Raw genomic sequence first — 21,342 nt, 5'->3', positions numbered from 1 at the left:
CCCCTATGAAAATAAGCGTTATATCTTGTGTTTAATGCTTTCATAAGGCCTAGATTCTTTACATTCATTACATCGATTTAGTATAATATAATTTAGTATGATTACAATTGTACTAGTTCTGCCACATATGAGTGAAAGGAGTTCCAAATTCGTAAAGGCGAATAGCGCAAGTACCCGCGAAGGCAGTCGTTAGGGTAGACGAGGGGAAGAGTGATCGAATCATCAGCGGATGCTCTTCCGGCACATTCATGTCGTAACAGATACTAAAAAGCCCATTGGTAACAATGGAGACAAAGTGTATCTGAATGAATTGTATTAAAGTAATAATTAATACATAATTGAAACATTAATCTAGAACATTAATCTAGAATATTAATTAGTTAGCCTTAGTTGTTGGCTGGGGCTAGAATGCCCCCAGTTATAGGAGGATATACTTATGTGCGGTATCGTAGGATACATTGGCTTTAATCAAGCATCTGATTTCTTATTGGACGGTATGGCGAAATTAGAATACCGTGGTTATGATTCTGCAGGTATTGCTGTTATCGGCCCTGAAAATGTAATTAAAATTCAAAAAAAGGTTGGCCGTCTAGCTAATCTTGAGGCGATTGTAAAAGCAGATCCTAATGAAGGGACTGTAGGTATTGGTCATACTCGTTGGGCTACTCATGGTCGTCCATCCGATATGAACGCCCATCCTCATGCATCTGAAGATGGTAAATTTGCTGTTGTTCACAATGGTATCATCGAAAACTATATGCCTTTAAAAGAAGAGCTCATCGAAAAAGGGTACCATTTCAAATCTGAAACTGATACAGAAGTAGTAGCTCATTTATTAGAGGATATGTACGATGGCGATTTTGTAAGTACTGTTCGTCGCATGCTTGATCGTGTTGATGGTGCGTATGCTCTTGAAATCATCTGTGCTGATGAGCCGGACAAAATCATTTGTACTAAAAAAGAAAACCCATTGGTTATCGGTCTTGGCAAAGGGGAAAACTTCGTTGCCTCCGATATTCCAGCAATCATTAACTACACACGTGATACATACATCTTAAACGATGGTGAATTAGCTATCGTAACACGCGATAATGTATCTGTATTTGACCGTAAAGGCAATACTATTGATAAAGAAGTGTTCCATGTTAATTGGAATGCAGAAGCTGCAGAAAAGGGCGGTTATGAACATTTCATGTTGAAAGAAATTCATGATCAACCAAAAGCTGTGCGTGATACATTCGGTACACATATCTCCGAAGATGGTAAAACAGTAATCTTTGATGAGTTGAATTGGACTGCTGACGATGTAGCAGCTTTCAATAAAATCCTTATCGTTGCTTGTGGTACAGCATACCATGCAGGTCTTGTAACAAAACAATATATTGAAAACTTGGCGCGTATTCCTGTAAATGTAGAAATCGCATCTGAGTATCGTTATAGCAATCCGTTGACTGATGATAAAACATTATGTATCGTTATCAGTCAATCCGGTGAAACATCCGATACATTGGCTGCTTTGAAAGAGGCTAAACGTCATGGCGCTAAATCCTTGGCAATTACAAACGTAGTAGGTTCCAGTATTTCCCGTGAAGCAGATAACACTGTGTACACATGGGCAGGTCCTGAAATCTCTGTAGCGTCTACAAAAGCGTACACGACTCAATTAGTAGCAGGCTTGTTGTTTGCTGTATATCTTGGCCAATTAAATGGTAAAATGGATCCGGCTTTAGGCGGAGAAATCCTTTGCGGTGTTAAAAGCTTGCCTACATTGATTCATGAAATCTTTGAAGTAGACGAAGATATGAAAGCCTTTGCAAAACATTATGGCTTCAAATCTGATGCGTTCTTCTTGGGCCGTGCTATCGATTATGCAGTAGCGATGGAAGGTGCTTTGAAATTGAAAGAAATTTCTTACATCCATGCTGAAGCATATGCTGGTGGCGAGTTGAAACATGGTACATTGGCTCTTATTGAAGAAGGCGTACCTGTTATCGCATTGGCTACACAAGAAGATGTGTACGATAAGATGATCAGCAACATCCGCGAAGTAAAAGCTCGGGAAGCGGTTGTAATCGGTATTGGTATGAAGGGTGACGAAGAATTGTCTAAACACGTAGACCATACAATCTATGTGCCTCGTGCCAATAAATTCATCGCTCCAATCCTCGCTGTTGTACCATTGCAATTATTGGCGTATTACGCAGCGATTACACGCGGCGCAGATGTAGATAAACCACGTAACTTAGCTAAATCTGTAACCGTAGAATAATATATATAACCAACAGTGCCTCGGCACTGTTGGTTTATTTCAATATAGGGAGACTATTATGGCAGTTATATTTTCCGGCATCCAACCAAGTGGTGAATTGACACTTGGTAACTATTTGGGAGCTTTACGTAATTTCTTAGACTATCAAGATACTGATGAATGTTACTATTGTATCGTTAATCAACATGCGATTACAGTACCACAAGATCCAAAAGAGTTATTCCAAAATACTCGTAATTTGGCTGCGTTATACCTCGCTGTTGGCCTCGACCCTAAAAAGGTAACATTATTTGTTCAATCCGAAGTACCTGAACATGTAAAACTTGGTTGGGTTATGCAATCTATTAGCTATGTAGGCGAATTAGAACGTATGACACAATATAAGGATAAATCTCAAAAGCAAGGTGACTCTATTCCTACAGCGTTGCTTACGTATCCACCATTGATGGCGGCAGATATTTTGTTATATGGTACTAACTATGTTCCAGTAGGTGAGGACCAAAAACAACATCTTGAGTTGACTCGTAATTTGGCAGAGCGTTTTAACCGTAGATTTGGCGAAACTTTCGTAGTACCTGATATCAAGGTAGGCGAAGGTGGTGCTCGCGTTATGAGCTTACAAGAGCCAACTAAGAAAATGAGTAAATCTGATGATAACCAAAATGCTACAATCCGTCTTTTGGATGCACCAGACTTGATCGTGAAAAAATTGAAACGCGCTCAAACTGACTCTGATAACGCGGTGCGTTACGATAAAGAAAACAAACCTGGCATTTCTAACTTGATGGGCATTTATTGTGCTATTACAAAAGACAGCTATGAAGCTATCGAAGAAATGTATGCTGGTAAAGGGTATGGCGCATTTAAATCGGATATTGCTGATTTGCTTGTAGCAACACTTGAACCAATTCAACAACGATACAATGAACTCATAACAAGCCCTGAACTAGATGTCATTTTAGATGAAGGTGCTGCAAAAGCACATGCAAAAGCATCTATGATGTATCGCAAGGTTGAACAAGCGATGGGGCTTTGCCGTAAATAAGTATTTACATACACTTTTGAGGTCAATTATGACAAAACAAGAGGTAAGCGAACGATTTTCGGGTGGCCATGTAAAGCACATGGTCACCACACATAAGGCCGTACAGTGGCTAGGACGGATTTTAGGCATTGTAATTTGTGTTGCCCTCATTAAATGGGCCCCACATGATATAGGTAATCGCATGCTTTGTTATGCATTGGTCGTTTGCTTGTTATGGTGGGTACACGGGTTCGATGTAGTGCTCGTATATATTTGTGAAAAAGGCTTTGTCATCAAACAGAGACCGACAAATTTACGTGACTATTTCCGTAGTGCCATTAATTTGGATGATTACTATGTGTATGTTCCTTTTGAAAGCGTAGTTGGGTTTACGCCTGATTGGAAAGAACTACAAGCCGTTAATACTCATGGTGGCATTTATGTAGTACCTTTAGATCTGCAACTTGCACCGTATAAGGATAAAATGCGCCTTCAAGCCGCCATAAAACATTATAGAGATACACATGATATATAATTTTGTAAATTTATTGATTTAACTATTTACAACTTTAACACGCTAAAGTATAATAGGTTCATAAGTTAAAACATGACCTATAACATATTGTGTGGAGGATATTATGAACTGGAAAAAGATTATGGCTGTAGGTTTGGCTGCAGTTTCTATGATGGCTTTTGTAAGCGGTTGTGGTAGTGATACAAAGAAGGCTGATACTCAATTACCTAAGAAAATTGTTATTGGCCTAGATGATAGCTTCCCACCAATGGGCTTTAAAGATGATAAAGGTGAAATCGTAGGGTTAGATATTGACTTGGCTAAAGAGGCTGCTAAGCGCGCTGGTATGGACGTTGAGTTCAAAGCGATTGACTGGTCCAGCAAAGAAGCAGAGTTAAAATCTAAGAAAATCGACGTATTGTGGAATGGTTTAACTGTTTCTCCTGAACGTGAGAAAAATATCTTGTTCTCCGATACATATATGAAAGATAAACAATACATCGTTGTTCGTAACGATGATAATGCTATCAAGGGTAAATCTGATCTTGCTGGCAAGGTTGTAGGTGTGCAACAAGCTAGTACTGGTGAATCTGCATTACAAAACGATCCTAGTGGCAAAACTGTTAAAGAAATTAAATCCTATGCTGATTTCGTAAGTGCATTCATGGATCTTGGCATTGGTCGTGTCGATGCAGTTATCGCTGATGGTGTTATTGCTCGTTACCTCATGACAAAAGAACCTGGCAAATACAAAATTGTAGAAGGCACTGATTACGGCGTAGATAACTTTGCTGTAGGGTTCCGCAAAGATGATACCGTATTACGCGATAAAATCAATGGTATCTTAGCCGAAATGAAAAAAGATGGTACTGCTGATAAAATTGTTGAAAAATGGTTGGGCTCTAGTGCAGATCTAGATAAGAGCGATGCTAAATAGTACGATTCGTGATATACTAATAGTACTGTGGTCAGTATGTACAACTGATAATTAAAGAACGAAATGTACACTAGAGAAGAGGCCATGTGCCTCTTCTCTATTCGTGTTTTGAAGGAGTATTTCATGTTAGATTATTTATTGCAGATTATCCCGACCATTGCGGATGGGCTTAAGGTCACCATTGCACTGTTCTGTGTCGTATGGGTACTATCTATACCTGGTGGTATCATATTAGCTTTACTTCGACTATCTAAGCTTCCTGTAGTCGATAAAATTGTTGAAGCCTTTGTATATCTAATGCGTGGTACGCCATTGATGTTACAAATTCTATTTATGTATTATGCGTTACCGATTATGACTGATGGTGCTATTCAAATGGATGATGCAACAGCGGCAGTGGTTACCTTCGTACTCAACTATGCAGCGTACCTATGTGAAATCTTCCGTGGCGGTATTCAATCGATTCCACGCGGTCAATACGAAGGGGCAAAAGTACTTGGTTTTACCTATGGTCAAACGATGCGTACCATCATTTTGCCGCAAATGTTTAAGCGCGTATTACCTCCACTTGCCAATGAAACGATTAACTTATTAAAAGATACATCTCTTGTATATGTATTGGCAATGAATGATATTTTGCGTATCACAAAGTCCATTGTTCAACGTGATTTTGATATTTCTGCGTTCCTTGTGGCCGCTATTTTCTATCTAATCTTCACGTTCATTTTGACGAATATCTTTAATTATTTAGAAAAACGTTTCTCTGTATATGATGAGTAAGAGGTAATTATGACTTTTGTAAATATGGAATGCATAGAGAAACACTTTAATAATAATGTGGTATTAAAAGATGTTTCCTTGCAAATGAATAAAGGCGAAATTGTATCTATCATCGGTCCATCTGGCTCCGGTAAGTCTACATTTTTGCGCTGCTTAGGTCAGTTGGAAACGATTGACGGTGGTACTATTACCGTTGATGGTGTAACGTTGGCATCTACAGATGCTAGCGGCGTCGTTACCTACGCTGATAAACATACCATGCATGATCTATTACTTCGCATGGGGATGGTATTCCAATCCTTCAATTTGTTCCCCCATATGACTGTTCTTGAAAATATTATGGTGGCACCGCGTATGGTAAAAGGTATGAAAGATACCGATATTATGCCAATCGCAGAACGCTTACTTAATAAAGTAGGTCTTTGGGATAAACGAGATATGTATCCCTCTAGATTGTCTGGCGGTCAACAACAGCGTGTGGCGATTGCTCGTGCATTAGCCATGAACCCAGAAATTATGCTCTTTGATGAACCGACGTCTGCCCTTGATCCAGAATTGACTGGAGAAGTATTAAAAACGATTAAACAACTAGCCGATGATCGGATGACTATGATTATTGTTACCCATGAAATGAACTTTGCTCGAGAAGTTTCAGATCGTATCATCTTTATGGCAGATGGTATCATTCAAGAAGAAGGGGAACCGGAACAATTGTTTACCAATCCGCAATCTCCTAGAACTAAAGCTTTTTTAGAAAATATGTTATAATCCTTACCACCTATGTAATCATAGGTGGTACCTTCACATATATGAAAGGAACTTTATGAAATTACCTATCGCATTAGTATTAGCTGGATTGTCCATCGTATCTAGCGTTGCTTACGGAGCCTCTCCTGAACATGCTACGCCAAAGTCTATCGTAGCCTCGCAAGCAGATGCTCTTTCCGTATTGCCAGAGCAATATAAATCGTATGCTACTAAGATGAATACGGTTGTAAAGGATACGAAACACGGTTATACTTTCACCATTCCTTGGCGTGTAAATGATGGTGTTATGATTGATATGGATGTACGGAGTGAAAGTGAACATATACAGGGGTATTCCTTTAATTTGTCTGGCCCAAATCAGAATGATGCATATACTGTATCCTTTACAAAGAGAAATAATACACCGCAAGGCAATGTATCGCAAAAAGTGTGGAATACAACGTGGTACGATGTACCTATTAAGGGCATGACAGATGAGGAATATCTTCGCATTTGGCGACAACATAGCAATGTATTTGACACTAATGATATAGTGGGCGGATTCTTCCCTAAGAAAGGGGCACAAGCCGCACGTTGGAGTCGTACGACACCGAAGTCCTATGCAGAGATGACATCTACGGAACAGGTTCACTCTATTTTTGAAGTTGAATTCATTATGGAAAAGGACCCAACGCATCGTTATAATCTCGTAAGTACATATCCACCTATTCAGGCCAAATTTATGGAACAAGGACTTATGGAAACGACAGTTCCTTCATTTTCCTTGCTAGATACAAAGAAGAGTAGCTCTACATTAAATAATGTTAAGAAACTATTGTCAGGTTCCAGTGATATCAATGTAGCAGAAGGTTTGAAATTCGTTAGTCCTAAAGGGTTTACACGCATTAATGACCCTAAAAAGATTACTTTCACAAAGGATAAGATCCGTCTCGACGTAGAAAGTTTTTCCGTTCCCGTACAAGCGGTGAGCAGTGCTATGCCTACGATGATGGGCAAGCAAATGTTAGGTGATCAATACGTAAAATCCTTGGTGGATGTAAATAAGGCAACCATTGAACGATATGAAACACATATTATTGATGGCGCTGTTATGTTTTATGTAGCAGGGACAATGAAAAATCCAGAAGTAGCAGATACGGATACAGCTGAAACTGTTGCATTTAGTGGTACTATTATTCTCGGCAATAATGGCAATGTCGGTGTAGCTCGCATGATAGCTCCAATAGGTACTGTATTGACCACACCTGAACTAATCGATATTTTAGATGGATTTAAGTTATCGAATTCCTTAAACATCAACAATTCGTCTCAAGTTCTTTAATCTGTAAAAAAATGTGCTATAATGTATATAAATCCTAATCGAAAAAAGAGGATTTTTCCTAATTCGTCTAGAATATTATAAATAGACTAAACGATTTTTAATCATATCCCTTCATGGGGATTAGAAATAGGAGGGGTTAATATGGTTACCTACAAAACTATTGTCGTACCTACTGATGGTTCTGAAAATGCTAAACGTGCACTAGAACATGCACTTGCAGTAGCAGATCGTAACAAAGCAGAATTGATTGTTGTTCATGTAGCAAATATTGTATCTGCTATTTCCAACTTTGATCAAACACCAATTTCTGGTGGCTATGTGTCTGAACAAATTGCAGAAGACATGGAAGAAACAGGTAAAGAAATTTTGAACGATGTAGTGAAAGAAATTCCTACAGGTGTTAAAGTTAAATCTGTATTTGAAGTTGGTTCCCCAGGCCCAGCATTGTTAGCTGTTGCTAAAAAATACAATGCTGATCTTATCGTAATGGGTAGCCGTGGTCTTGGACCTTTGAAAGGTTTATTCATGGGTAGTGTAAGTAGCTATGTAACTAGTCATTCCTCTTGCCCAGTATTGGTCGTTAAATAATATCATACAATTTAAAGGCTTTGTCATTGTGTACAAAGCCTTTTTTTGTATATAATAGATATCATAGACATAGTATTTAAATTTAGATAGATTATTAGTGTTAGTTTAAAAGAAAGGATCCCTATGATCGACGGGAACGAATCATTGTTAAAGTTAGCAGAATTGTTTAAGATTCTTGGCGATCCAACGCGCCTAAAGATTGTTGAGATACTGCTAGAAAATGAGATGTGTGTTAATCATATTGCAGAGACAATGGGCATGGGACAATCTGCTATTTCACATCAGTTGCGAGTATTGCGACAAGCTCGTCTTGTAACATATCGCAAGGAAGGGAAAACTGCATATTATTCTTTAAATGATGATCATGTAGAAGGCCTTGTACGAATGGGTATGGATCACGTATCACATCAATAGAGTACTGTACCTGGTCTATCATATTGCATTATATGAATTAGATACAAGAAAGGGAGCCTATCGGGGCTCCCTTTTGATGTATATATTTTTAGTATAATGGAAATATATAATAAGCGAATGTGATAAAGAGTGGCATGGTCACTGCCGATAATATGGTGGTACCCATTACGATTTGCGTAGCGTATTCTGGGTTGTTTTTCATTTCGATAGCGATGAGGGCCATGTTGATAGCCGTTGGTACGCTATAGGTAATGACGATTGTTTGTGCCGCAATTGGATGCATAGGACCATAGAAGATAATAAATAGTATGGTCATAACAGCGGCTAATAGGGGACTTATGATAAGTCGTAATGCACTGGCTAACATGACGTCAGCTTTAAAGAAATTCAATGGGGTCCGGTTAATTTGTACCCCTAAGGCTATCATGGCTACACCAACAAAGGCGTTAGCAAAGATGTTGAGGGGAGCAAAGAAGAAGAGCCTATGAAGATCAAATGGCAATAATTGGCATAGTAAGGCTAGTGGAATGGCGTATACCATGGGCATGTGGAATACGACATTTAGTGCATCTTTCGTACTTAATCGACCTGCACCTGCTTGATAGAATCCATAAGTATTGCTCGTAATGGTTTGAATAATCATGATAGATACTACACTCACGAGTCCTAAGTTAGCATAGGGCGTAGCCCCATCGATGACATATGGTACATTAGCAAATACAAAGATGGCAAGGGCCACCCCCATATTACCTACATTATTGAACATGACACAGTTTTTTAATGTTGCGATTTTAGCTACATCGTAGCCCCCTATGCGCCCAATAATTTCAGAAATAATAGAGTTTAGTATGAGTACACACAGTGCACAGAAAACAATTTCCAATGTACTTGAAGTGAATTTAGCCTCATACATCGCCCTAAATACGAAGGTGGGCAATAATATATAGAAATTAAGTTTGCTCAGTGTATATAAGTCAAGTTTAAATTTTTTATCTAATACAAATCCAACGCCTATAAGCATAAATATAGGAATCATGGAATTCATGAAGATATGGCCTATTAATGTTAATAAATTCATGGTCTCACCTAGAGTTTTCTAATATATATTTTTGTGTGATTAAAATCATGGTATATATTAACTATGACAAAATATAATATAATATATCTATTATACACATAGAATATATATGTAACTGAATTACTTTATATCAATATCATACCATAGGACGTAGAGTTTAGGTTTATATTTTTAAGCATTTATATGTATTAATTCCGTAGAGAGTAGGAGGTTGTATGAGAAAAATTCTATTAGTTTTAATGAGTATTTGTATGCTCGCCTTTGTAGTAGGCTGTGGTAATGATGCAAGTAAAACTACGGATAGCGCAAAGCCAAGTACGTCTGAAAAGATTACAATTCAAGCGGCTGCTAGCCTTAAGGGGGCTCTTACTGAATTAGCAGATGCGTATAAGAAAGAGCATAACTTAGCAGATGATCAAATCACAATTAACTTTGCTGGCTCTGGCACATTGCGTCAACAGATTGAACAAGGTGCACCTGCAAGCTTATTCATTTCTGCAGACGAAAAAAATATGAAGATGTTACAAGATAAAGATTTAGTAACAAATGTAAAACCATTTGTAACAAATGAACTCGTTCTTGTAGTTCCTAAAGGACAACCTAAAATTGAGTTAGATCAAATTGCATCTGTAAAACGTATTGTTTTAGGTAATCCAGATACCGTACCCGCTGGTAACTATGGTAAGCAAGTACTAACAAAATTAGGTGTATGGGACCAAGTAGAACCTAATGTGGTATATGCTAAAGACGTTAAAGCTGTAACGGCTTCTATTAGCCAAGCGGCTGGTGATGCGGGCTTTATCTATAAGACGGATGCTATTGCAGCCGGTGATGCAGTTGAAATTGCTGCAGTAACACCTGCAGATTCTCATGATCCTGTTATATACCCTATCGGTATTATTAAGAAATATGATAATGCTTTGGCTCAAGATTTCTATACATACGTAATGAGCCCAGAGGGCCAAAAAGTATTGGAAAAATATGGGTTCTCTACGTCTAAATAAGAATTTAACGCTAGCTTTTAGGGCTAGCGTTTTCTTATGATACAATAGAGTTATAATTTATTATCCGGCAGAGATTCGGCAAAGAAAGGAGGCCCGATATGAGTCCATTTTGGTTGTCATTGTGGGTGGCGAGTTTAGCTCTAGTTATTGTTATATTGACTGGCTTAGCTGCTTGTTACTGGATGAATCGATGTAAGTGGAGTGGTATCGCTATTCTAGATGCCCTAATAACATTGCCGCTCGTATTGCCTCCAGTAGTAGTTGGCTTTGCTTTGCTTATGGTATTTACACCGGGCTATGCATTCGGCGCTTGGTTAGAATCACATGGTTTAGGCGTCGTATTTACTGCAGCAGGTGCCGTTGTGGCCTCTTCTGTTATTGCCTTTCCTTTGTTTTATCAAACGGTGCGGTCCGCATTGCAGTCTGTAGACCATAATATGGAGGACGTAGCACGTACATTAGGCGCTTCAGAGCTGCGCATATTTTTTACAATCTCTGTACCATTGGCATGGAAGGGGATTTTAACGGGCAGCATATTGGCATTTTGTCGTGCTATGGGTGAGTTCGGTGCTACCATATTAATCGCAGGTAATATTCCTAAAATTACGCGTACCATGCCACTTGCTATCTATTCCTATGTAGAGGCAGGACAGTACATGGATGCCTTTGAACTCGTTATTTACATTTGTGTGCTTACATTAGCGCTATTGAGCGGGATTCACATCCTTACAAAAGGATCCTTGTTCCGTAATTTAGGGCGTAATTAGGAGGGACTATGATTACATTTTCTTTTACCATAGCAAGACCTTCTATGATTGTGAAAGCCGATGGTACTTTATCTTCAGGAATTACGGTGTTAACCGGTTCATCTGGAAGTGGTAAAAGTACGTTTATTAAATGTATTGCAGGGTTAGTGAAACCTACAACTGGTATCATTCGATGCGATGAACGAACATGGGTTGACCGAGATCAAAATATATGGGTGCCAGCTCAAGAGCGTCAGGTAGGATATATGCCACAAGGCAATATCGTATTTCCTCATTTATCCGTGGAACACAATATTACATATAGTAAACGAGGCACACCTGATATGTGTGATTCTCTATTAAAACGTTTAGGATTAGAAAAATACCGTAACACTAAGGCGGGGCGCTTATCTGGTGGTGAACAACAACGTGTGGCTTTAGGTCGTGCACTCTATTCAAAACCAACTATATTGCTTCTTGATGAACCTTTATCTGCATTAGATTGGAACCTTCGGAAACAAGTGCGTGAGGATCTTGTTTCCATCATTCGTGAATGGGATGTACCTTGCGTATGGGTTACCCATGATGAAAGCGAAGCTGATGCAGTTGGTGATAGACACTGGATCTGTGAAGACGGACAAATTATTATACCTGAGTAGTAAAACACCTTCATAAGCATGATTGCTTACGAAGGTGTTTTTGTTTTAGTGTTGTTTTATTTCGACAGATGAGTTTTCTGTATGACTTATAAATCCAACGATAGCTGTTACGACGAATGCCGTTGTAAAGGCTGGCAGTGTAGCCCCAATAGTACTTTCACTATGTAACATATAGTGATAGAGTCCAACGGAAACTACCCAAATTAAACCGCGCACGAGATATGCTGAGATCGTTTGTACTTGTTGGCGATTGATAAAGTAGTCCGCCAAAAGAATGGCAATCATCGGCGCAAATACAGAGCCGATGAGGTATAGGAAGTCTGTAATATCGTCCATCGGATATAGGATGGCAGCGATTGTACCAACGATAGTAACTACAACGGCTATGCCTTTACTAGAAGCACTCTTGTAGATAGTCGTACTAGATACGCCTGCAGAGTAAGCGTCCATAAAGGTTGTAGTTACGGTAGAGAAAATAATAACGATGAGGCCCGCAAGGCCAAGTCCTGCATTCATCATGATAGTAATGATGGAGTCGCCGCCGCCAAAGATAGCGGCACTAAGACCTAAGGTGTACATAACGATACTTGTTACAGTGTAGACTGTAGCACTTGTAAGTGATGCGGAGAAAGGTTTTTTACTTTCACGGGTATAATCACTGATGAGAGGTAGCCAAGATAGTGGCATGGCGATAGATAATTCAAGGGCAGCGATGAAACTCATGTTACCGCTAGTTAGAATGACACCTTCACTAGGCCACTGCGATATCATGTGAGCACCCATGTAAAGGGTGAGGCCTAACAATAGAACGGATACGATAGCTTGAATATAGCCCGTATTGTGAAGGCCGATGAAAAGCCACAAGATGACAAGTGCTCCGATAGCTATTGTCCAAATGATAGGGGATAGAGGTGCTAGTTCTTGTAAGGCTAGCATAGCATCGTAGATCATGATGCTAGTCCAGCCGATAAGTTGAAGCATATTTAAAAAGGCAAAGCCTTTAGCCCCTAGTGGGCCAAAGCTGAAGGCAGTAGTATTCATACTGCCTTGCCGTAAACGTCCACCGATAAGGCCAGCCCCAAAGAGCAGTATGCCGCCGATGATATGTCCTAAGATGATGGCATATAGACCTTGGGTGAGTCCTAAGGGGGCTAGATAGGTTCCTGTCATAATTTCCGCTATAGATAGAGCGGCACCAAACCATATCATGGCGAACTGTGGTTGTGTAATGTATGTGTCTTTCATACGTCCTCCTTGCCAGGAAGTCATAGAAAAAGCCGAGTTCATAGGAACTCGGCTATTAATCCTCTATGTTCCCTACGTTGGCATTATCCAAATCAGGTTATGGGTTAAAGCATTAGCTTACTCTCAGCCCACTCATGTGAGCACCCCGTTATGGCTTCATTATAGGCTGTTAAGAGAACCCCGTCAATTATTTTCTTGCATAGATTGTATAATGATGTTATAACTAGAGTATAAAAATATATTGCCACTAGGGGTGCTTATGCTGAGATTGACCATTCAAAACCCTAGACCTGATCCAGATAATACTGGCGTAGGGAAGTGGAGTGCAACATAATACTAAACTATTACGAGACCATTCCATTGGGAGTGGTCTCATTTTATATGTTTGGAGGTATTATGAAATTACATACTGCATTAACAATTGCTGGTACTGATCCTAGCGGTGGTGCTGGTATTATGGCTGATTTAAAATCCTTTCAAAGTCGTCACGTATACGGCATGGCCGTGGTTACATCCGTGGTAGCTCAAAATACAACGGGTGTTCACCACGTAGAACATCTATCCTTAGAGAGTATAGAAAAACAGTTACACGATGTGTACTCAGATATTATGCCCCAAGCCGTTAAGACTGGTATGATTGCCTTACCGGAAATGATGGATCTCATTTATCCTTATGTAAGCAAGGATATTTCGTACGTAATGGACCCCGTTATGATTGCTACTAGCGGTGACCGACTCGTATCAGATGAGGCTGTACATCTCTTAAAATCTAAACTCATTCCTACCGCTACAGTTATCACACCTAATCGCAGTGAGGCTGAGGTCTTAGCGGACATGTCTATTAATTGTGAAAGTGACATAACAACGGCGGCTAATCGAATTTTACATGACTTAGGGCCCCAAGTGGTCATCATTAAAGGTGGCCATATTGGCGAAGATGCAACAGATTATGCTTTCACAAGAGATGGTCACGTTCGTACGTGGACGAGTCCTAAATACGATACGGTGCATACTCATGGTACGGGCTGTACCTTCTCAGCGGTTATTACAGCGGAGCTTGCTAAAGGCCGTGATGTAATGGATGCCATCGGTATTGCCAAGGACTATATTGCTCTTGCTATTAAGTACAATCCAGCGTTAGGCAATGGGTGTGGCCCAGTTAACCACATGGCCTATGGTTTATTGGCGAATGGAACTGAAACGATGGATGAGCTCTTGAAAAAAGATGAGAGGAGATGATGCTATGAACCCATATATACATAATCAAATTAGGCCTGAATTCAATATATTATACACATTGAGGAAGAAAAATCCTCTTGTGATTTGTATTACCAATGATGTGGTACGAACCTTTACTGCTAATGGACTACTAGCTATTGGGGCATCGCCTATCATGAGCGAATGTAGTGAAGATTTAAAGGATCTTATTGTGTATGCATCAGCACTGCTCATCAATATTGGGACACTTACACCTGAGAAGGTTGGTTACTATAAAGAGGCTATTAAACTAGCGAAGGAATATGATGTACCAATTATTCTTGATCCTGTGGGCTGTCATGCAGGAGCTTACCGATTGTCGGTGGTCTTAGATTTGATTAAGACTGGTTCTATTTCGTTATTACGAGGCAATCAAAGCGAAGTTAAGGCTGTTTATGATGCACTGAGTTCTGATAATAAGGATGAAAACTCTCCGTTAGGTAAGGGTGTTGATGGGGCGCAGGTAGCGGATAGTGCCATTATCGCATATCGTTTAGCGCGTCTTATTAACTGTCCTGTAGTAGCAACGGGCGAAGAGGATTATGTATCTGATGGAACTCGAGTCTTTGCAGTGCCTCATGGTCATTCGATTATGACTGCTGTAACGGGAACAGGCTGTCTCTTGGGGGCCGTATTAGCAGCCTTTTTTGGAATTTATGATTCCTTTAAGTATAGCCTGTCTACAGGTGAATTTCTTGCCTATGCATTGGCGTACTATGGTTTAGCTGGTGAAAGTGCTGTTAAGGTAAGTGGAATAAAACCAGGTAGCTTTAGCATAGCCTTTATGGATGCTTTGTATACGCTAGATGATGAGGTGCTTGTATCTGAAAATCGTGTGCAGTCTGTAGTTGTACCAGATCAATTACAGGTGTATTTCGTGTGTGGTACACAAGATACAGCGCTTAACAAAAAACGGTTGCTCGAAATCGTAGAAGATGCTTGTCGTGGTGGTATAACCTGCTTTCAGTTTAGAGAGAAGGGCGATGGTACATTAGAAGGTCAACAGAAGTTAGAACTAGCACAACAGTTACAATATATCTGTGCCAAGTATCATGTGCTCTATATTATCAATGATGATGTAGAGCTAGCGGTCGCTGTTAATGCGGATGGTATTCACGTAGGGCAAGACGATATGTGCTTAGAAGATGTGCGTAATATCGTAGGTCATAAGGTAGTGGGGATATCCATCCATTCCATAGAGGAACTCCATAAGACAGATGTACTGTATGCTGATTGTGTAGGCGTAGGTCCTATGTATACAACTAGTAGCAAGCCTGATGCGCAAGAACCATGCGGCCCGGAACGTATAGCTGAACTACAGGCACAAGGATTAAACTTACCATGCGTTGGAATTGGTGGTATTACCATAGACAATGCAATGGCAGTACTCCGTGCTGGCGCTTGTGGTGTAGCAGTTATATCCGCCATTGCCCATGCAGAAAAGCCTTATGAAGCGGTTCGACAATTTAAAGAATTAGCATCTAGCCTTTAATAGTAAATAGTATGACTTACGACTCTTAATACATATATAACTAATAGAACACAAAAAAGACGATGACCTAAGTCATCGTCTTTTATATTGAGGTTGTCTGTACATACAGTTAGGAAGAACTGCACTTGCAGTATCAAATATCTGTATTTAAAATATTATTTTATCTAAACTTATAGATTAGATGGATTCAACGTGGCGTTGGAAGAAAGCTTGTGGGTGAGCACATACTGGGCAAACTTTAGGAGCTTCTTCACCAACGTGAATGTAACCGCAGTTAGCGCAAATCCATGCAACTGGTTGATCGTTGTGGAACACTTTGTTGCCAGAAACACGAGCTGCTAATGCAAGGTAACGAGCTTCATGACGAGCTTCGATTTTACCAACTTCGCGCATTTTGAAAGCGATAGCAGTGAAGCCTTCTTTTTCTGCTTCATCAGCGAAATCTTTGTACATTGTAGTGTGTTCATAGTTTTCACCAGCTGCTGCATCGCGAAGGTTAGCTTCGATATCAGCGGAAATGTCGCCACCATGAAGAGCTTTGAACCAAACTTTAGCATGTGCAGATTCGTTGTGAGCTGTTTCTTCGAAATAATCAGCGATTTCGTTCATGCCAGCTTTACGAGCTGCTGCTGCATAGTATGTATATTTTTGGTATGCTTGGGATTCACCAGCAAATGCTGTTTGAAGATTTTTTTCAGTGTTAGAACCTTTTAATTCTGCCATTTTAATACTCCTTTGTACTTACATCAAATTTCAAAATTTTTAATTAGTTATATATTCATAACCACTTGGTTGTGAATGCAATAGTGGGTAACTCACTTGAGTTTAAGTTAAATAAAAACTTATTTATATACTGATTAGATAGACACTTGTCTATATTTGAAAAAAGCACTTGCTTATCTTTTAAATGAGTACTTACCTATAGTTGTAAAGAGGCACTTGCCTATAATTTACACCACAATGTTTTTGATTCGTATACTTAACGAATAATCATTGTTGACTATATTGTAACATACTAAATGAGAAATGCAAGTGTTTTTGTAAAATTTATTTCGAGAATTTTCTAAATGATAAATGTTATCAATGTAGTAAATAAGCGGTTTTTGAAAGCTTGTTAAGTAATGGGTTTATTAAAAATAGAATTACTGATAATGAGAATGATAATTACATGGAAAATCATTATTGTTTGTAGAATTGTTTGTTTTTGGTAACAATTCTGATTAAGCCGATAGATCTTATTAGTCAAAGTGTACTTTTACCTATATTGGAGAACATATTTTAAGTATAATAAGATATATATAATAGAAATAGTATAAGGAGGCGCTATGGCGTTTATTAGATATTATGTGGGCGATATAGTACAAATGAAAAAATCGCATCCCTGTGGCAGTGATGAGTGGGAGGTCAAGCGCATAGGTACAGATTTTCTTATCGTTTGTAAAGGTTGTGGTCATCAGTTGTTGATGCCTCGCCCTAAATTTGAAAAGGCAGCGAAGAAAATAGTATCGCGCTTGCCTGAAAATGAATGAGGTAGGACTATGGTGCGACTCACTGATTATGTTACGAGTGGAGGATGCGCGTGTAAGATTGGTCCTCATATATTAGAACGTGTTTTAAAGGCCGTTACACCTGTTACAAATGAACATGTTCTAGCTGATATGACTGGTGCTGATGATGCAGGGGTATATCAAATTTCTGATCAACTTGCCCTTGTACAAACATTGGATTTTTTCACGCCTGTTGTCAATGACCCTACGTTATTCGGTAAAATTGCAGCGGCTAATGCATTGAGCGATGTATATGCGATGGGGGGGATACCCCTAACGGCGATGAACATCGTTGGATTTCCTGTTCCCTTAGTAGAACAAGGCGTATTGACGGATGTACTCAATGGGGCTGCGTCCATTGTTTCTGAATCTGGTGCAGCCATTGTAGGTGGTCACAGCATCGAAAATAAGGAACCTATTTTTGGCATGTCGATCACAGGTCAAGTTAATCCTAATGAGATTTGGAAGAATAAAGGCGCTCGAGTAGGGGATGTATTGGTGTTAACAAAACGTATCGGCACAGGTATTATGAATAATGCGTTGAAAGCTGATTTATTTCCTACTGGTACTGCGCAGGCGGTTGCTAGCATGAGTACGTTGAATCGTGTGGCTGCTGAGGTGGCCCATAATTTTACAATTCATGCGTGTACTGATGTGACGGGCTTTAGCCTTATGGGGCATTCTGTAGAAATGGCGAGTGCCTCTAATGTAACAATTCATATCAAGATTTATGATATTCCGCTCTTTGATGACGTCATTGACGCGGCTCGAATGGGCCTTGTACCAGCGGCGTCCTATGGCAATCGTAAGGCTATTACAGATGTACAAGTAGATAAAATATTAGATTCTGTGTGGACGGATATTTTATTTGATCCACAAACATCAGGCGGTCTTTTATTCTCTGTGCCTGCTACAGAAGGACCGGATTTTGTGAAAGCTTTACATGATGTGGGCGTTGAAGGTGCCACTATAGTTGGTGCTGTTGAAAGCTTTAGTGGCTTAGCGGTACGCGTCACTAAATAAGATATATTACAATTTTGATTTTAATAGTATATAGAGTAGTTGTGCGTTGATGCTTTCACAAAATATATAATAATATTGAGGTAAATAATGAGTAATACAAATGAATTAACTGTAGATGTGCGTGGCAGTTTGTGTCCAAAACCTGTGATTGAAACGAAGAAGGTAAGCGATGCAAATCCAGACGCGATTATTACGACCATTGTAGATAACGAGGTGAGTCGCGATAATGTAGAGAAATTTGGGAAGTCTCGTGGCTATGATGTGGCAATTGGACAAGATGGTATAGATTTTTTTATTAAACTTACGCCGAATGTAGAACCTGCACCGGAAATTGGTTGCAAACCTATGAATTATAGTGACCGCATCATTTTGATGACGAAAGATTATCTTGGTGAAGGTAGTGAAGAGCTTGGCCGTAATTTGATGAAAACCTTCTGGGTGTGCATGGTTGAAGCCGACGTGAAGCCATCTACAATTTATTTCATCAATAGTAGCGTTAAAATGGTAACCAACGATTCTATTCATTTAGACAATATTAAAAAGTTGGCTGAACTTGGTGTTGAAATTGCTGCATGTGGCATTTGTCTCGACTATTATGGTCTAAAAGATCAAGTGGGGGTAGGCTCTATTACAAACATGTATGCGATTACAGATGCTATCGTTGGGGAAAATGTTGTTAAACTATAATACTCGTATCTATGTTGTAAATGATTAAGCAATATTATTGGGGGTGAGGCGTTGAACAATAAAAAGTTGCTTGTCGTTTTTACATCCTATTATTTTGGGGATAAAGCAGATAAGATATTAACAGAACTTTCGGTGCCTCACCAACTGATGGCTACACCGCCAGAATTGAATGATATGTGTGGTTTGTCCATTCAAATAGACTTGAATGCTGTAGAACAAGTTCAGACTATCCTAAAAGAACATAAGATTAGTACGTCAGGCTTATTTTGGTATGAAAAAGGGAAACCAGTTTTAGCTTATAAAGATTAAATCGATTTATTAGTATCGAAATTTATCTATATATGATAACATTAATATATAAAAATCGTATTGTATAGGAGATATACATGGTTGATTTTACCTTGCCTCGCGAATATATAGACGATATGGTCGTCCGTATGGCCCATCATAGTACAGCAATCGAGGGGAATACGTTAACACAAGGGGAAGCAAAGAGTATCATATTAGATAATATGATACCCCGTAAAATGGATTTGCGTGAGTTCTATGAAGTATCTAATTATCGCGACTATTTAGTATTCTTGATGGAATCATATCAAGAAGTAATTACGATAGATATCATAAGAGACACACAACGATTGTTACTAGCACATATCCGTGATGATAATGGGCAATTTAAGGTTGTTCCAAACATGGTTATTGGTGCTGATTTTGAGCCAACAAAACCATATCAAGTACAAGAAGCTTTAAAAAACTGGTGTGATACATTGCAATATCGTTTAGAGATATCCCAAAATGATGAAGAGCGGGTGCGTACCATTATGGAGCAACATTTGCAATTTGAACGTATTCATCCTTTTGTTGATGGTAATGGCCGTACAGGAAGAGCTCTTATTGTACACGCTTGTTTACAACAGAAATTAGCGCCTATTATCATTAACAAAGCTGATAGAGGTGAATATATGACTCTGTTAAATGATGGTGATTTAAATGGCTTATATAAGTTAGGTCTTGATTTATTTTATAAGGAAAAAGAACGTATGATTCTATTTGGTCAAAATTTTGGCTAATGAGCATCATATGTTATGTATCTAGGTTAAGTTTTTGAAATTAATATAATGAAAGGTTGAATTTCAATGAGCAAATATGAAATAGAAAACGTAAAATTAACAGCCCCTAAATTGGATCGTAACGATTTAGAATATGCTATGACATATCGTTATGCATGTAAAAAATTCGATAGCACTAAAAAGATTTCTGACGATGATTGGAATGCGATTCTGAATGCAGCGCGTTTGTCTCCAACATCCTTAGGTTTTGAAGCATATCAGTTGTTAGTCATTCAAAATCCAGAGATTCGCGAAAAAATGAAGGCTTACGGCTGGGGTATTTTGGCTGGTTTGGAAGCAAGTCATTTTGTAGTATTCTTAACACGTAAAAAGGTTGATTTAGAATTTGATTCTCCTTATGTACGCTATATTCAGGAAGAGGTTAAACAATTACCTGCTGAAGTAGATGCTATTTATAAGGAAAAATATGCGCAGTTTACTACGGAAGACTATAAAACATTTGAGTCTGAACGTGCTGCTTTTGATTGGTCCTCTAAACAAGCGTATATCGTTATGGCGAATATGATGACCATGGCTGCCTATGAAGGGCTTGACTCCTGTGCGTTGGAAGGCTTCAACCAAGACAAGATGACAGCATTCTTAGGCGATGAACTTGGTCTTTTCGATACTAAACATTTCGGTATTTCTGTAATGGCAGCCTTTGGGTACCGTGATGAAGAACCACATCGCAATAAAACACGTCGTACAATGGATGAAATTGTAAAGGTCGTTGAATAGAATATATCAAAATATTTACAAGAAGAATGTTAGGACCATAGAACACTACTTTTGCTAAAGTATGCCAACTTTATATATCGCACTTCATTTAACCTTTAAACATGAATGGTACGTTATAAATATACACAATATTTAACATATC

At 39.0% G+C, this 21,342-nt stretch carries 23 protein-coding genes and 2 riboswitches; of the genes, 20 read left to right on the top strand and 3 right to left on the bottom strand.

The window, feature by feature from the left end; all coding sequences use genetic code 11:
• Nucleotides 1-436: 436 nt before the first annotated feature.
• From glmS to O3598_RS04680, 9 genes are all read left to right on the top strand, one after another.
• Nucleotides 437-2,269 carry a glutamine--fructose-6-phosphate transaminase (isomerizing) gene (glmS, locus tag O3598_RS04720; RefSeq protein WP_371451985.1) on the top strand — a complete coding sequence of 611 codons (1,833 nt, stop codon included), beginning with the start codon at nt 437-439 and terminating at the stop codon, nt 2,267-2,269.
• Nucleotides 2,270-2,327: 58 nt separating this feature from the next.
• Nucleotides 2,328-3,314, top strand: coding sequence for a tryptophan--tRNA ligase (trpS, locus tag O3598_RS04715; RefSeq protein ID WP_371451983.1), 987 nt, complete (start codon nt 2,328-2,330; stop codon nt 3,312-3,314).
• 28 nt (nt 3,315-3,342) lie between these two features.
• A complete protein-coding gene (locus O3598_RS04710; RefSeq protein WP_371451981.1) occupies nt 3,343-3,828 on the top strand; it encodes a hypothetical protein in 486 nt (161 codons plus the stop codon).
• 103 nt (nt 3,829-3,931) lie between these two features.
• A complete protein-coding gene (locus O3598_RS04705) occupies nt 3,932-4,744 on the top strand; it encodes an amino acid ABC transporter substrate-binding protein (RefSeq protein ID WP_016476010.1) in 813 nt (270 codons plus the stop codon).
• A 123-nt stretch (nt 4,745-4,867) separates the two neighbouring features.
• Nucleotides 4,868-5,524, top strand: coding sequence for an amino acid ABC transporter permease (locus tag O3598_RS04700; protein ID WP_005375469.1), 657 nt, complete (start codon nt 4,868-4,870; stop codon nt 5,522-5,524).
• A 9-nt stretch (nt 5,525-5,533) separates the two neighbouring features.
• The gene (locus O3598_RS04695; RefSeq protein ID WP_205096651.1) at nt 5,534-6,292 is read left to right on the top strand and encodes an amino acid ABC transporter ATP-binding protein; all 759 of its coding nucleotides are present in this window, start codon (nt 5,534-5,536) and stop codon (nt 6,290-6,292) included.
• Between the two features lie 55 nt (nt 6,293-6,347).
• Nucleotides 6,348-7,613, top strand: a complete 1,266-nt coding sequence (locus tag O3598_RS04690; protein WP_371451980.1) for a hypothetical protein — start codon at nt 6,348-6,350, stop codon at nt 7,611-7,613.
• Between the two features lie 141 nt (nt 7,614-7,754).
• Complete coding sequence (locus O3598_RS04685) at nt 7,755-8,201, top strand: universal stress protein (protein WP_005379465.1); 447 nt, start codon at nt 7,755-7,757, stop codon at nt 8,199-8,201.
• Between the two features lie 123 nt (nt 8,202-8,324).
• Nucleotides 8,325-8,615 carry an ArsR/SmtB family transcription factor gene (locus O3598_RS04680; protein WP_005379548.1) on the top strand — a complete coding sequence of 97 codons (291 nt, stop codon included), beginning with the start codon at nt 8,325-8,327 and terminating at the stop codon, nt 8,613-8,615.
• An 88-nt stretch (nt 8,616-8,703) separates the two neighbouring features.
• Here O3598_RS04680 and O3598_RS04675 read toward each other — a convergent pair whose 3' ends face one another.
• Nucleotides 8,704-9,693, bottom strand: coding sequence for an AEC family transporter (locus O3598_RS04675; RefSeq protein WP_287509388.1), 990 nt, complete (start codon nt 9,691-9,693; stop codon nt 8,704-8,706).
• Between the two features lie 215 nt (nt 9,694-9,908).
• Here O3598_RS04675 and modA point away from each other — a divergent pair, with 215 nt between their 5' ends.
• The 3 genes from modA (at nt 9,909) to O3598_RS04660 (ending at nt 12,102) form a co-directional block, all read left to right on the top strand.
• Nucleotides 9,909-10,697 carry a molybdate ABC transporter substrate-binding protein gene (gene modA, locus O3598_RS04670; protein ID WP_227040896.1) on the top strand — a complete coding sequence of 263 codons (789 nt, stop codon included), beginning with the start codon at nt 9,909-9,911 and terminating at the stop codon, nt 10,695-10,697.
• Between the two features lie 98 nt (nt 10,698-10,795).
• Nucleotides 10,796-11,464 carry a molybdate ABC transporter permease subunit gene (gene modB / locus O3598_RS04665; protein ID WP_005379554.1) on the top strand — a complete coding sequence of 223 codons (669 nt, stop codon included), beginning with the start codon at nt 10,796-10,798 and terminating at the stop codon, nt 11,462-11,464.
• Nucleotides 11,465-11,472: 8 nt separating this feature from the next.
• Nucleotides 11,473-12,102, top strand: coding sequence for an ATP-binding cassette domain-containing protein (locus O3598_RS04660; RefSeq protein ID WP_316065071.1), 630 nt, complete (start codon nt 11,473-11,475; stop codon nt 12,100-12,102).
• Between the two features lie 45 nt (nt 12,103-12,147).
• On the opposite strand, the gene cytX is transcribed toward O3598_RS04660, so the two are convergent.
• Nucleotides 12,148-13,347 carry a putative hydroxymethylpyrimidine transporter CytX gene (gene cytX / locus O3598_RS04655; RefSeq protein WP_316065072.1) on the bottom strand — a complete coding sequence of 400 codons (1,200 nt, stop codon included), beginning with the start codon at nt 13,345-13,347 and terminating at the stop codon, nt 12,148-12,150.
• 52 nt (nt 13,348-13,399) lie between these two features.
• A riboswitch (TPP riboswitch) is annotated at nt 13,400-13,505 on the bottom strand.
• Between the two features lie 81 nt (nt 13,506-13,586).
• Nucleotides 13,587-13,681, top strand: a riboswitch (TPP riboswitch).
• Between the two features lie 62 nt (nt 13,682-13,743).
• Between cytX and thiD the strand changes: the two genes are divergently transcribed.
• Together thiD and thiM are read left to right on the top strand one after the other, a co-directional pair.
• The gene (gene thiD / locus O3598_RS04650) at nt 13,744-14,586 is read left to right on the top strand and encodes a bifunctional hydroxymethylpyrimidine kinase/phosphomethylpyrimidine kinase (protein WP_371451977.1); all 843 of its coding nucleotides are present in this window, start codon (nt 13,744-13,746) and stop codon (nt 14,584-14,586) included.
• Nucleotides 14,587-14,590: 4 nt separating this feature from the next.
• A complete protein-coding gene (thiM, locus tag O3598_RS04645) occupies nt 14,591-16,096 on the top strand; it encodes a hydroxyethylthiazole kinase (protein ID WP_371451975.1) in 1,506 nt (501 codons plus the stop codon).
• Between the two features lie 177 nt (nt 16,097-16,273).
• Here thiM and rbr read toward each other — a convergent pair whose 3' ends face one another.
• A complete protein-coding gene (rbr, locus tag O3598_RS04640; protein WP_205096659.1) occupies nt 16,274-16,819 on the bottom strand; it encodes a rubrerythrin in 546 nt (181 codons plus the stop codon).
• A gap of 602 nt (nt 16,820-17,421) precedes the next feature.
• Between rbr and O3598_RS04635 the strand changes: the two genes are divergently transcribed.
• From O3598_RS04635 to O3598_RS04610, 6 genes are all read left to right on the top strand, one after another.
• Nucleotides 17,422-17,625 carry a DUF951 domain-containing protein gene (locus tag O3598_RS04635; protein WP_005379561.1) on the top strand — a complete coding sequence of 68 codons (204 nt, stop codon included), beginning with the start codon at nt 17,422-17,424 and terminating at the stop codon, nt 17,623-17,625.
• 9 nt (nt 17,626-17,634) lie between these two features.
• Nucleotides 17,635-18,666 (top strand): selenide, water dikinase SelD, encoded by a 1,032-nt coding sequence (selD, locus tag O3598_RS04630; protein ID WP_371451973.1) that lies wholly within the window; start codon nt 17,635-17,637, stop codon nt 18,664-18,666.
• Nucleotides 18,667-18,753: 87 nt separating this feature from the next.
• Nucleotides 18,754-19,353, top strand: a complete 600-nt coding sequence (gene yedF / locus O3598_RS04625; protein WP_316707599.1) for a sulfurtransferase-like selenium metabolism protein YedF — start codon at nt 18,754-18,756, stop codon at nt 19,351-19,353.
• A 51-nt stretch (nt 19,354-19,404) separates the two neighbouring features.
• Entirely contained in the window at nt 19,405-19,662 is a 258-nt protein-coding gene (locus O3598_RS04620) for a putative Se/S carrier protein (RefSeq protein ID WP_009661865.1), read from the top strand.
• Between the two features lie 77 nt (nt 19,663-19,739).
• The gene (locus tag O3598_RS04615; RefSeq protein ID WP_009661725.1) at nt 19,740-20,423 is read left to right on the top strand and encodes a Fic family protein; all 684 of its coding nucleotides are present in this window, start codon (nt 19,740-19,742) and stop codon (nt 20,421-20,423) included.
• 66 nt (nt 20,424-20,489) lie between these two features.
• Nucleotides 20,490-21,200: an NAD(P)H-dependent oxidoreductase gene (locus O3598_RS04610; protein WP_371451970.1), complete on the top strand. Its 711-nt coding sequence runs from the start codon at nt 20,490-20,492 to the stop codon at nt 21,198-21,200.
• The last annotated feature ends 142 nt before the right edge of the window (nt 21,201-21,342 follow it).

It is taken from the genome of Veillonella atypica (assembly GCF_041431435.1).
In the GTDB taxonomy this organism is placed as follows: Bacteria; Bacillota; Negativicutes; order Veillonellales; family Veillonellaceae; genus Veillonella; species Veillonella atypica.
The sequence above is the reverse complement of the archived record's forward strand: the minus strand, read 5'-3'. Positions and strand labels throughout refer to the sequence as shown.